8 protein-coding genes are annotated in these 12,193 nt (G+C 71.7%); 6 read left to right on the top strand and 2 right to left on the bottom strand.

Annotated elements, in window-relative coordinates; all coding sequences use genetic code 11:
* The first annotated feature begins 151 nt into the window (after positions 1-151).
* Together J2Z30_RS37880 and J2Z30_RS37875 are read left to right on the top strand one after the other, a co-directional pair.
* Positions 152-1,354: a cytochrome P450 gene (locus tag J2Z30_RS37880; protein ID WP_044568471.1), complete on the top strand. Its 1,203-nt coding sequence runs from the start codon at positions 152-154 to the stop codon at positions 1,352-1,354.
* A gap of 162 nt (positions 1,355-1,516) precedes the next feature.
* Positions 1,517-1,873 (top strand): DUF779 domain-containing protein, encoded by a 357-nt coding sequence (locus J2Z30_RS37875; protein WP_020866974.1) that lies wholly within the window; start codon positions 1,517-1,519, stop codon positions 1,871-1,873.
* Positions 1,874-1,927: 54 nt separating this feature from the next.
* Here J2Z30_RS37875 and J2Z30_RS37870 read toward each other — a convergent pair whose 3' ends face one another.
* Positions 1,928-4,228: a putative bifunctional diguanylate cyclase/phosphodiesterase gene (locus J2Z30_RS37870; RefSeq protein ID WP_044568472.1), complete on the bottom strand. Its 2,301-nt coding sequence runs from the start codon at positions 4,226-4,228 to the stop codon at positions 1,928-1,930.
* A 702-nt stretch (positions 4,229-4,930) separates the two neighbouring features.
* Between J2Z30_RS37870 and J2Z30_RS37865 the strand changes: the two genes are divergently transcribed.
* Together J2Z30_RS37865 and J2Z30_RS37860 are read left to right on the top strand one after the other, a co-directional pair.
* Positions 4,931-6,754 (top strand): PucR family transcriptional regulator, encoded by a 1,824-nt coding sequence (locus tag J2Z30_RS37865; protein ID WP_052701276.1) that lies wholly within the window; start codon positions 4,931-4,933, stop codon positions 6,752-6,754.
* Between the two features lie 63 nt (positions 6,755-6,817).
* Entirely contained in the window at positions 6,818-7,450 is a 633-nt protein-coding gene (locus tag J2Z30_RS37860) for an HhH-GDP family DNA glycosylase (protein ID WP_044568473.1), read from the top strand.
* A 19-nt stretch (positions 7,451-7,469) separates the two neighbouring features.
* Here J2Z30_RS37860 and J2Z30_RS37855 read toward each other — a convergent pair whose 3' ends face one another.
* Complete coding sequence (locus tag J2Z30_RS37855) at positions 7,470-8,885, bottom strand: C39 family peptidase (RefSeq protein WP_044568474.1); 1,416 nt, start codon at positions 8,883-8,885, stop codon at positions 7,470-7,472.
* Between the two features lie 172 nt (positions 8,886-9,057).
* Here J2Z30_RS37855 and J2Z30_RS37850 point away from each other — a divergent pair, with 172 nt between their 5' ends.
* The gene (locus tag J2Z30_RS37850; RefSeq protein ID WP_044568475.1) at positions 9,058-9,687 is read left to right on the top strand and encodes a uridine kinase family protein; all 630 of its coding nucleotides are present in this window, start codon (positions 9,058-9,060) and stop codon (positions 9,685-9,687) included.
* A gap of 400 nt (positions 9,688-10,087) precedes the next feature.
* A complete protein-coding gene (locus J2Z30_RS37845) occupies positions 10,088-11,977 on the top strand; it encodes an AAA family ATPase (RefSeq protein ID WP_044568476.1) in 1,890 nt (629 codons plus the stop codon).
* Positions 11,978-12,193: the final 216 nt, after the last annotated feature.

Below are 12,193 nucleotides of genomic sequence, written 5' to 3'. Positions count from 1 at the left end.
TTTGCATCGGGAGTCTAACCCCGCCGCTATATCGCTACAAGAGTCGTCGGCAGGCCTGGGGGGCCGTATGGCACCATCCTGCCACTCAGAAATTTCCCTTCCCGCGAACAAGGTCACGAAGACTCGTGATCCGGACATAGAGGAAGATACGATGACGGACGCTCTTCCGATTCCCACCGGTGTGCCCACCACGCGTCGGTGTCCGTTCGAACTGCCCACCGAACTCCTGCGGCTCGGCGAACAAGGCCCGTTGAGTCGCATGCACTATTCCGACGGCCATCTGGGATGGCTGGTCACCGGATATTCGGCCGCTCGGCTGGTGCTCGGCGACAGCCGATTCAGCAACCGGGCCGACCTGGCCCGTATGCCGGTGGCGATTTCTTCCGAGGCCGAGCAGTCGCGGCGTGCGGTGCCGCCCGGTGTCTTCCACCGCATGGACCCGCCCGAGCACACGCGCTACCGGCGGCTGCTCACCCGCCACTTCACCGTGCGCCGCATGGACCGGCTGGTCCCGAGGGTCGAGCAGCTGGCCGACGGGCGGCTGGCGGCGATGGAGCGGCAGGGGCCACCGTCCGACCTCGTGGCCGACTTCGCCATGCCGATGTCACTCGACCTCCTCACGGAGTTGCTGGGCGTGCCGGACGTGACCCGTGAGCGGTTCCGGAAGGAATCGGCCGCGCTGTTCGAACTCGACTCCGGCGCCGATGAGATCACCCGCGCCACGCAGGCGATCCACGAGCGGTTCCGCGAGCTGATCAGGCAGAAGAAGACCAGGGCGGCGGAGGATCTCCTGGGGCATCTGGCCGCCGAGCCCGATCTGCCGGAGGACGAGGCCGCGACGATCGGCATGGTCATCCTCACCGCCGGCTTCGAGTCGACCGGCAACACCCTGGCCCTCGGCGCCCTCGCGCTGATGCGGAACCCCGGGCAGCTGGACGCGGTGCGGGCCGACCCGGCCGTGATGGACTCAGCCGTGGAGGAGTTGCTGCGGTATGTCACCGTCACCCACTTCGGGCCCATCCGCACCGCCCTGGAGGATGTCCAGGTCGGCGACGACCTGATCAGGGCCGGGGACTCGGTCACCCTCGCGCTGCCCGCGGTCAACCGCGATCCGGAGCACTTCGTGGCGCCCGACACCCTGGACGTCACCCGCCCGGCGGCCCACCACGCCGCGTTCGGCTACGGCATTCACCAGTGCCTCGGGCAGCAGCTCGCCCGCTCGCTGATGCGCTGCTCGTACGCCAGGCTCTTCGACCGGTTCCCCGCCCTGCGGCCGGCCGTTCCGTTCGACGAAATCCACGTCCGTACGGACAAGAACACCTATGGGCTGCGCGAGCTGCCGGTGACATGGTGATGGCAGCGCCATGATGGCAACGTGGTGAGGGGAGCGTGGCGAAGAGAGCTTGGTGAAGGGAGCTTGGTGAGGGCAACGTTCTCGCAACGTGGCAGGGGGTTCGCTGGGCCGGGCCTCTGACCGCTCGGTGAGCATGTCCAGCATGACGGAGAGGGAACGCCCATGGACCGTATCGCGCTGACACCGGCCGCGGCCGAGCTGATCCGCAAGCTGCGGGCGGATCACGGGCCGCTGATGTTCCACCAGTCGGGCGGCTGCTGCGACGGCAGCGCGCCGATGTGCTATCCGCTCGGGGAGTTCCGTACCGGTGGATCGGATGTGCTGCTCGGGGAGCTGGAGGTGGACGGGGTCGAGGAGCCGGTGGGCTTCTGGATGTCGGCCTCGCAGTTCGAGCTGTGGGCCCATACGCATCTCACGGTGGACGTGGTGCCGGGCCGCGGCAGCGGCTTCTCCCTGGAGGCGCCGGAGGGTGTGCGCTTCCTGATCCGCTCACGGTTGCTGGACGACACGGCGAGCTGAGCACGGCACGCCGTCGGATGGGCGGGGGCGGGGGAACCCCACATCCTCGCGCCCTCAGCTTGCGTCGGCCAGCGCCAGGGTGTGCAGCCGCTCGGGCGGGCCCGGCCGTGCGTAGTACCAGCCCTGCGCGGTGTCGCAGCCCAGCCCCCGCAGATGCTCGGCCTGTACGGCCGTCTCCACGCCCTCGACCGTCACCGCGAGGTCCAGCGTGTGCGCGAGCGAGACGATCCCCTCGACGATCTTGACGTCGACCGGATCGGCGGGGGCCCGCTGCATGCCCCGGGTGAAGGAACGGTCCAGCTTGAGCTGGGAGACCGGGAGCCGGCGCAGATACGACAGGTTGGAGTAGCCGGTGCCGAAGTCGTCCAGGGCGATGTCCACGCCGAGGTCGGCGAGTTGCCGCAGCGGCCGCAGGGCGGACTCGTCGGCGCCGATGAGGTCGTTCTCGGTGACCTCCAGGCACAGCGCGCTGGGGCACAGCCCGGCGTTCTCCAGGACCGCCACCGTGTCGGAGACCAGCGTGGGATGGCTCAGCTGGCACGGCGAGAGGTTGACGTTGACGCGCAGCGACGCGTCGTCCTCGGCGGCGTCGCGCCACTCACGCGCCTGCCGGGCGGCCTGCTCCAGGACCCAGCGGCCGAGCGGGACGATCAGCCCGGTGTCCTCGGCGAGCGGGATGAACTGGTCGGGGCCGAGCACTCCGTGCAGCGGGTGCAGCCAGCGTACGAGCGCCTCGGCGCCGCGCACGGTGCCGTCGGTGAGCCGCACCAGCGGCTGGTACTCGATGAAGAACTCGCCCTTCTCCAGGGCGGAGGGCAGCCCGTTGGTGAGGCTGTGACGGGCGATCACCCGGGCGTTGGAGTCGGCGTCGGCGATCTCGAAGCGGTTGCCGCCCGCGGCCTTGGCCCGGTACATGGTGATGTCGGCGCTGCGCAGCACCTCGGCCCGGCCGATCTCCCCGGCCCGGCCGTCGACCACGCCGATGCTGGCCCGTACCCGCAGCTCACGGCCCTCGATCCGGACGGGTTCGGCGAGCGCGGCGAGCATCCGGCGGGCCAGCCCGGCGCCGTCGGCCTGCGCGGCGGGGCCGGTGACCAGGGCGAGGAACTCATCGCCGCCGACCCGGGCGAGCAGCTCGGCGGGAGCCTTCACACAGCGCTGGAGGCGTTCGGCCACGGTCTTGAGCATCCGGTCGCCGACGACGTGCCCGAGGCTGTCGTTGACGGCCTTGAAGCCGTCCAGGTCCAGGTAGCACACGCCGAACCGCTCGGCGTCGGCGTCGGCGGCCAGCACCTGGTCCAGCCGCTCCAGGAACAGGGTGCGGTTGGGCAGTCCGGTCAGCTCGTCGTGGGTGGCCTCGTAGCGCAGCCGCTCCCGCAGCAGCCGGTGCTCGGTGATGTCCTCGGCGAGTGCGAGCTGGTACTGCGGGGCGCCGCTGGAGTCGCGCAGCAGGGTGACCGTCAGATTGGTCCACAGCTCGCTGCCGTCGTCGCGGTAGTGCGGCTTCTCGATACGGAAGTGGTCGCGCTCCCCGTTGACCAGCTCGCGGTAGAGCTCATGGGCGCCGGGGACGTCGTCGGGGTGGACGAACTCGGTGACGTTGCGGCCGGGGCGGAAGAAGTCCATCCCGCCGAACATCCGGGCCATGGCGTCGTTGACGACGAGCACCTGGCCGTCGAGTCCGGCGATGCCCACGCCGATGACGGCGCCCTCGAAGACTGCCTGGAACTTGGCCTCGCTCGCGTGCAGCGCCTTCTCGGCCTCGGTCCGAGCGGCCATCGCGGCCCGCGAGATGGCCTCCTGCTCATCGCGCTCGCGCTCGCGCAGCTCGCGGACGAATCCGGCGGCGAGGGCGTGCTGGAGCCGCACACAGCGGGCGCGCGCCTCCTCGTCGGCCAGGGGCTCGTGGGAGGGCTCGTCGGACGGGTCCGGGAACGATTCGCTGGATGGCCCGGGGATCGATTCGCTGGATGTCCCGGGGAACGACTCACCGGACGGCGGGGAGAGTGTCACCCCGGGGGACGAGCAGGACACCAGATGTGCGTCGATGACGCCCAGGATGGCGGGCAGCGCGTCGGGCTCGGTGCACTGGGCGTCCACCAGCGCGGCCCCGACCTCGTACGCGGCCTCGGTGTCGAAGGGGGAGGAGCGCAGGGCGGCGCTCAACCGGTGGGCCAGCGGCAGCAGATACCCCTCGAACTCCTCGGGGGTCATCGTGGTGGCGGCCAGCGGGTGGACGGCCCGGCACCAGATGCCCGCGAATCGCCTCAGCGGCTCGTTCTCCCTGGGGGCGGGGTGTCCGGCGGCGTCCCCGGCGCCGCGGTCACATCTCGGCCCGCCCGATTCGGAAGTCATATCGTGCGCTCCCCGGGGCAGCCGCCATGGGCTGTGTCCCTGTAGCCTGCCGCGCCCTCGCCTGTGGCGTCGATGCCCTCCGGCCGCCAGTCCACGTCCTGCACTTCCTTCGCCCTCTTCCGGCTTCCGGGGCCGCCCTCGGGTCGTCCGCGTCCTCGGGGAAGTGGAGCACGACGAAGAGCGGCACGGCAACCCGCTGCTGAGGCGAGATTACTGATCAACCGTTCGATGAGGAAAGGAAAAACGGAAAACTTCAGTCCGGATCTGATCATGGAGACGGGCGCCGCCGGGGGCTGTCGAGCACCTGTCAGAGTCATCTGCCAGCGGCCCAAACCCCGCGCTGACCTCGGCCCTCCACAGGGCGGGCCTTTGAAAGCGCCTCGGCGAAACCCGTTCGGGAGCCCCGTTCTGGCAGTGCGCCAACCCCGGGCGTGAGCAGTCGAATTAGGAAATCCATCACGTCCACCGCGCCTGAACGTCACACCGGGATCTCCGCGTCCGAGGCAGCGGAGACCCCGGCCCGTACGGCCGCCCCGCACCCCACGGATCGAAATCCGTGCAGCCTTTTCGCCCTCATGCGGTGAATTGCCATGAATAGGGGTACTCGGCCGCTGGATCTCCACAAGGAGGCGCAAGGAGGTTACGTCACCTCAAGGAGGCACGACGACGCACGGGACACATAAGGACGCACGGAGTGACCCCATGGCCCCACCAGGTGTCGCCCAGGATCTGCTGCTGCGCCGCTGTCTTACCCTGTTCACCGGCTTCGACGGGATCGACGGCGAGGACGAGGCGGAGATACTGCGCCGGGCGATGGCCCAGGTCAGCGCGGTCGGCACCGGCCGCGCCGAGGCGGGCTACCTACGGCTCGGCAAGGGTCTGGTCCGCTGTCCGTACGACGGTCAGCGGGCCACCGAGGCCCTGGACACGCAGGTGAGGGAGCTGGCCGGACGGGACGGGCCGGTGCGGTTCCCCCGGCGGGCCTGGGGCTGGGCCTTCGGACTGCGCGAGCGGGATGGCCTGCGCGGGCCGCATGAACCGGACCGGCCCCACAAGCCGCATGCGCCGGACGGGCTGTACGGTGCCCTGGTCGTGAGCTACCGCGACCGGCCGGGCGAGGACGAACGGCTGCTGCTCACCCTGCTCGTACGACAGACGGCCGCGGCGCTGTCCACCGCCGCCGCACACCGCCGCGCCCGCGACCAGGCCCTGGAGCTGCGCCGGGCGTGGGACGAGCGGGAGGCGATACGGCGGCGGCTGGACTCCTCGCTGACCGACCTCTGCCATCTGCGGGAGGTGCATGACGCCCTGGCCCGCTCGGCCGCCCGTGGCGACGGCGAGGAGGGGATCGTCCGGACACTGCACCGGATCACCGGGCTCGCGGCCGCCGCCGAGGACCGGTTCGGCAACCTCAGGGCCTGGGCGGGGCCGGGCCGCCCCGACCCCTACCCCAAGCCCGATCCGGAGCGGCGCGAGGAACTGCTGCGGGAGGCCGCCCGCCGGCCGCGTCCGGTGCGGGTGCGGGACCGGCTGGTCGCGGTGGCCGATCCGCGCGGTGAGGTGCTGGGCGCGCTGTCCCTGGTGGATCCGGAGGGCAGGGCCGATGAGCGGGCCGTTCGCGCTTTGGACCACGCCGCGACCTCGCTGGGCCTGGAGCTGGCCCACGTGCGCGAGCTGGCCGAGGTGGAGCTGCGGCTGCGGCGGGAGCTGGTGGACGATCTGCTCTCGGGCATGGGCGAAACCGGTGCGGCGGGCGACGGCAGTGCGGCGGGCGACACCAGCGTGGCGGGCAGCGGCAGTGCGGCGGCCAACACCCGTGCGGCGGAGGACACCAGTGCGTACGCCCGCGCGGAGGCGGTCGGCCACGATCTGCACGGTCCGCACCATGTGATCGTGGTGCGCTGGACGGACCGCCCGGCCGACGATGTCTTCCTCAAGGCCGTGAGCCGGGCGGCCAACGGTCTCGGCCTGCGGATCCTGCCCGCCCTGCGCGCGGACACGGCCGTCCTGGTGGCCCAGAGCGCACCGGGCGAGCGGTCGCTGCATTCGGCGCTGAGCCGTGAGCTCGGCACCTGCAGCGGGGCGATCGGGGTGGGCGCGTCCTGCGACACCCCGCACGAGGTGCCCCGCTCGTACCAGGAGGCGCTGCGGGCGCTGGAGGTGCGCCGCCGTTCGCACAGCCCGTACGGCATGACGTGCTACGACGATCTGGGGCTTTACCGGATCCTGCCCACCGGGGACGACCACCGGGAGGTCGAGCGGTTCGTCCGGGAGTGGCTGGGCCCGCTGCTGGACTACGACGCCCGGCACCACACGGACCTGGTGGAGACCCTCTGCGAGTACTTCGACCGCGGCGGCAACTACAGCGAGACGGCCGCGGCGCTGGTGATCCACCGCTCGACGCTGCGCTACCGGCTCCAGCGCATCCGCGAGATCGGCGGATGCGATCTCACGGACGTGGACAGCAGGCTCAACCTCCAGGTCGCCACCCGCATTTGGAAGATCATGCGGAGCGGCCCCGAGTGATCGGGGCCCCGCCGGGCACCCGTGACCGACGCAACGGCACCACACCACGAGGCGGGATGGGCAATGAGCGACAAGGACAAGAGTGTGGCGCGCGCTCTGCTCGACCAGCAGGGCACGACCTTCGCCGCCGAGGCCGGGATCAAACTCCGCGACACCCCCGGCCCGCTCTACCAGCTGCTGGTGCTCGCGCATCTGCTGTCCGCGCGGATCAGTTCCGACATCGCCGTCGCCGCCGCCCGCGCCCTCTTCGACGCCGGGATGCGCGACCCGCGGCGGATGGCGGAGGCCACCTGGCAGCAGCGGGTCGACGCACTGGGCGAGGGCGGCTACCGGCGTTACGACGAGCGGACCTCCAGCCAGCTGGGCGAGGCGGCCGAGCTGGTGAACCGGGAGTACGGCGGCGATCTGCGGCGGCTGCGCGAGGCCGGGGACGTGAAGAAGCTGCTCCAGGGGGTCAAGGGCATCGGGCCGGCCGGGGTGAACATCTTCCTGCGCGAGGTGCAGGGCGTCTGGCCCGAGTTCGCCCCGTACTTCGACAGCAAGGCGCTGGACGGCGCCGAGCGGGTCGGGCTGCCGAAGAGCGCGCGGTCGCTGGAGGGGCTGGTGCCCGAGAAGGACCTTCCCCGGCTGGCCGCCGCCCTGGTCCGGGTCGCGCTCCACGCGGACGCCGCGCGGGAGGTACGCGCCGCGGCGTAACGCGGCCTCCTGAGCCCCGTCAGCGGATGCCGAGCTCCTTCAGCACCCGCCGCTGGGCGGCGGTGGGCTTGGCCGGGAAGTAGAGGTAGCAGACGCCGCCGGTGCCCGAGACCACCTTGCCGTCGGCGTTGTACCGCTTCGTCCGCAGCCAGATGTTCTCCCACTGCCGCCGCTTGTAGATATGGCGGACCGCCTCGTTGTCGGCCGAGGCCGGGTCGTTGGCGATGACGTCGCCGTCCGCCGTGAAGCCGATGACGGTCATCAGATGGCCCGAGGTGCCGTACCCCGCGCCGTCCAGCTCGGTCTTGAGGAAGGACTGCGAGGTGATCAGCGGAATGCCGACCTCGATCAGCTTCTCGGCGTCGGTGAGCGAGCCGAGCCGGGTGACCACGCCCTGGAGATCGCGGTAGGTGGCGGCGTAGGCGGCGTTGAACGGCCAGTTGCCGCAGCCCTCGTACTGGTAGTCGAAGGTCGACCGGGCGGCGTGGCAGACCTGCGGATCGGCGTAGTCCGGGTTGACCCAGGCGAGGTCCTTCGCGGAGGGCTTGCGGCCCCAGTACTCGATGATCATCTGCGAGGAGGTGGGGCTGCACCACGCCTCGCCGCCGTTGTCGTACTCCGGGTACTGGCCCTTGTGGATCTCCTGCGAATAGCGCGGTACGACGAGTTCGCGCCCCTTGGCCAGACCCGGCGTGGAGGCGGGCACCTCGAACCGGTCGGGGACGTCCGAGCCCATCGCGCCGACCCGCCACACCGTGGGGGTGAGCGTGGTGCCGGGCTTGCGGTGGAGGGTGAGCCGCACCTGGTACTTCGCGAGCCGCAGCCCGGTCGCCGGGTCGTCGATGGAGAAGGTGTCGGTCCACACCGAGCTCTTGTCGTCGCTCTGGTCGTCCACCGAGGTGCGCCGGATGGAGGAGGCCCCGTCGTCGGAGGCCCAGCGGCCCATCACGTACCAGGGGGTCGCGGAGCCGTCGGTGTACGTGCCCCTGAGCTCGATCTGGACCCAGGTGCCGGCCGGGGTGCGGGCGTTCCAGGAGACGATGGCCTCGGTCGCGGGCACGGAGAGGGTGCGCACCGGTGAGGTCCAGGTGGCGTACTCCCAGGCGGCCTTGGTGCCGGTGTGCGGATCGGTGTAGTCCACGCTGCCCAGCGGGCGGGAGACGACGATGCCGGGGCGGGCGCCGGACTCGGCTCGGACGCCCTTGGCGGCACCGGCCAGCCAGTCGGCGTGGCTGGTCCAGCCGTGGTACTCCGCGATCCGCTTGGCCTTCGAGCCCGCCGGGGCCGCGGCGTCCCCGGCGGCTCGTTTCGCGGCGGGGGCCGGGCGGGCCGTTCCGGCGGCCGCGGCGGCTGTCGTGGTGACGGCGGCGGCGCCCGCGACGCCGAGGGCGGCGGCGAGCACGGAGCGGCGGGGCGTGGATCCAGATCTGGTCATGCGGGGTTCCCCCAGTCGTCGTCCGGTCCAGTGGGCGGCGGGTGCGCGACAGTCGCACAACTATGGCCGCTGCGAGTGGTCTCAGGCCAGTGATTCCCCCAGCGCCCGCTCCATCAATATTGGTGTGAACCAATGGAGTGAACGAGCCCGAAGGGCCGTATGGTGGTCCCCGATGCGAACTTACCGACCGGTTGGCAGCCTGGACGCACTGGCGCGGCGCCTGTGTGCGCTGCCGCCGTCCTGCGGGCCGGTCCGGTTGGTCGCGGTGGACGGCCATGCGGGCTCCGGGAAGACCACCTTCGCCGGGCAGCTGGCCGAGGCGCTCGGCGGTGCCCCCGTGCTGCACACGGACGACTTCGCCACCCATGAGGAGCTCTTCGGCTGGGCCGGGCGGCTGCACACCCACGTCCTCGCCCCGCTGGCCCGGGGCACGGCCGCGCGGTACGCCCCGTACGACTGGGTGGAGCGCCGCTTCGCCACCGCCCGGCGGCGGCTGGACCCCGCGCCGGTCGTGCTGCTGGAGGGCGTCGGCAGCGGCCGCCGCGCGACGCGCCCGCGGCTGGCGCAGCTGTTGTGGATGGATCTGCCCGAGCGGGACTCCTGGCGGCGCGGTCAGCTGCGGGACGGCCCGGGGATGTCCGCATTCTGGGACGGATGGCTGCCCGCCGAGCGTGCGCATTTCGCCGCCGACCCGTCCCGTCCGTACGCAGGAGCCTTGGTACAGCAGCGGAAGGAGGGGTATGAGGTGCTACCGGGACCCGCGGCTACCGACGGAAACACCCCCTGGCCTCACACAGCGTGAGCCGATGCCCCCGACCGGACCTGACGCCGCCGCCCGAGGCATGACGCGTACTCCAACTCGGCTTGACCTGGGGCCCATACAGGTCTTACGTTCTCAATGTGCGACTCGTACGAGTCGTCCCACAACGCGAAGCCCCCGGTTGTTCCCCCGTGATCGGGGGCTTCGTCCTGTCTGGCGCCGGTTTTCCGCTGCTTTGCGCGGCCGCTCCGTCACTCTGGGTGACGACTCGTCCCAGACCTTTGTGCGCCCCCTACACGCCCCCGCGCACACCCGCCCGACCTTGTGTGATTGCGACGAACATCAGTGCGGCACCCTCGGCCCATGCGAGTTGCGCAGGTACGATGCGAAAGGGGCAGTCGCCCCTGCGGCATCCACGGGGGCAGCGGTTGTGGGGGACGTGATGAATTTCGGCACGCAGGGTTCGCACGCCCCGGCCGACCTCGCCTGGCTGCGAGCCGTCGATGCCTACACGATGGGCGCGTACGCACAGGCCGAGGAGGAGTTCCGGGCCGCCACCCGGCTCGATCCGGGAATGGCCGACGCCTGGCTCGGACTGCACGCGCTGCGGGCCGACACGGCGGCGGCGCTGCTGCGGATGTACCGGCACCGCGACCGCTTCGGCGAGCAGCGCGCCCGGCACCGCCGCACCATCAACTCCTGGTACTGGCTGGGCTGGTGGGTCCAGCCCGTGCTGGAGACCAGCCGGGACCTGCTGCTCGCCCACGCCTCCCACTGGCTCGACGGCCGCCATGTGCCCGAGCTGGACCGGGCGCTGGCCGGCTGCCCTCCGGTGGAGGCCGATCCGCAGGCTCGCTTCCTGCACGCCTGCCGCGCCTATCTGGTCAAGGACTGGGAGCAGCTGGTGCGCCACACCGAGCCGCTGCTGGACGATCCGTTCCTGGGCATCGAGGCCGGTCTGTTCGCCGGGATGGCGCGGGTCCGGCTGGAGATGTACAGCCAGGCCGAACCGCTGCTCGCCGCCGCCTTAATGCGCTGTCGCAGCGAACAGCCCCAGCGCAAGGAGCTGCGCTACTGGCTCGCCCGCGCCCATGAGGGCACCGGGCGCAGCGCCGCCGCGCTCCCCCTCTACCGCGCGGTGCACCGCATCGACTCCACCTTCATGGACACCTCGGCGCGGCTGGCGGCGATAGCCGAGTCCGACGGTCTTGACGAGCCCGCGGACCTCGCCGCCGTATCGCTGGCCGGGGCCGGTGGCCAGGACACCACCGACGGCCGGGACGCCACCGCCACCGACCCCGCCGACACGCTGTCCGACGGCCGCGATCCGCGCGCCGCGGGCGAGGGGCCCGATGGACCGCCGCTGATGGGCCCCGCCGTGATGGGCGCGGGCGGCACGCGCGACCGGGCCGGACTGCCGTCCCAGCCCGGCCCCTCCGATCCGGTGCTGCTGGAGAGCGCGCTCCAGGAGCTGGAGCGCATGGTCGGCCTGGAGCCGGTCAAGCGGCAGGTCCGGGCGCTGTCGGCGCAGCTCCACATGGCGCGGCTGCGCGCCGGGCAGGGCCTGCCGGTCCAGCCGCCCAAGCGGCACTTCGTCTTCTCCGGGCCCTCAGGCACCGGCAAGACCACCGTGGCCCGCATCCTCGGCCGGGTCTTCTACGCCCTCGGACTGCTCGGCGGAGACCATCTGGTGGAGGCCGGGCGCGCCGACCTGGTCGGCGAGTATCTGGGCCAGACGGCGGTGAAGGCCAATGAGCTGATCGACTCCGCGCTCGGCGGGGTGCTCTTCGTCGACGAGGCGTACAGCCTGTCCAACTCGGGCTACAGCAAGGGCGACGCGTACGGCGACGAGGCGCTTCAGGTGCTGCTCAAGCGGGCCGAGGACAACCGCGACCGGCTCGTGGTGATCCTCGCCGGCTACCCCGAGGGCATGGACCGGCTGCTGGCCGCCAACCCCGGTCTCGGCTCGCGCTTCACCACCCGCGTCGACTTCCCCAGCTACCGCCCGCTGGAGCTCACCCGGATCGGTGAGGTGCTGGCGGCGGAGAACGGGGACGTGTGGGACGAGGAGTCGGTGGAGGAGCTGCGCAGCATCAGCGGCCATGTGGTGGACCAGGGCTGGATCGACGAGCTGGGGAACGGGCGGTTTCTGCGCACGCTGTACGAGAAGAGCTGCGCGTACCGGGATCTGCGGCTGTCCGGGTGGAGTGGCACTCCGACCCGGGACGACCTCGCCACGTTGCGGCTGCCGGATCTGATGCAGGCGTACGGGGAGGTCCTGTCGGGCCGCGGTCCGATGTACCGCGACCCCCAGGACCCGCCCCTGGGGTAGCGCGCCTGCGGTTGCGCCTGCGGCGGGCCTTCCCCTACCCGCCCTTCCCACAACCGGGGCTCCGCCCCGGACCCCGCTCCTCAAGCGCCGGAGGGGCTGATTTTCAGCCCGTCCGGCGCTTGAGGACACGCCCGAAGGGCGTCCGGGGTCCAGGGGGCGGAGCCCCATGGTTCGGGAAGGGGCGGGTAGGGGAACGGCCCGCCGCAGGCGCAACCG

This window comes from Streptomyces iranensis, from assembly GCF_017874715.1.
GTDB classification, from domain to species: domain Bacteria; phylum Actinomycetota; class Actinomycetes; order Streptomycetales; family Streptomycetaceae; genus Streptomyces; species Streptomyces iranensis.
This window is presented reverse-complemented; position numbering and strand designations above follow the sequence as displayed.

Excerpts from the sequence above, each read along its gene's own strand:
- J2Z30_RS37880 (WP_044568471.1), top strand. The coding sequence starts at position 152 with ATGACGGACGCTCTTCCGATTCCCACCGGTGTGCCCACCACGCGTCGG.
- J2Z30_RS37875 (WP_020866974.1), top strand. The coding sequence starts at position 1,517 with ATGGACCGTATCGCGCTGACACCGGCCGCGGCCGAGCTGATCCGCAAG.
- J2Z30_RS37870 (WP_044568472.1), bottom strand. The coding sequence starts at position 4,228 with ATGACTTCCGAATCGGGCGGGCCGAGATGTGACCGCGGCGCCGGGGAC.
- J2Z30_RS37865 (WP_052701276.1), top strand. The coding sequence starts at position 4,931 with ATGGCCCCACCAGGTGTCGCCCAGGATCTGCTGCTGCGCCGCTGTCTT.
- J2Z30_RS37860 (WP_044568473.1), top strand. The coding sequence starts at position 6,818 with ATGAGCGACAAGGACAAGAGTGTGGCGCGCGCTCTGCTCGACCAGCAG.
- J2Z30_RS37855 (WP_044568474.1), bottom strand. The coding sequence starts at position 8,885 with ATGACCAGATCTGGATCCACGCCCCGCCGCTCCGTGCTCGCCGCCGCC.
- J2Z30_RS37850 (WP_044568475.1), top strand. The coding sequence starts at position 9,058 with ATGCGAACTTACCGACCGGTTGGCAGCCTGGACGCACTGGCGCGGCGC.
- J2Z30_RS37845 (WP_044568476.1), top strand. The coding sequence starts at position 10,088 with ATGAATTTCGGCACGCAGGGTTCGCACGCCCCGGCCGACCTCGCCTGG.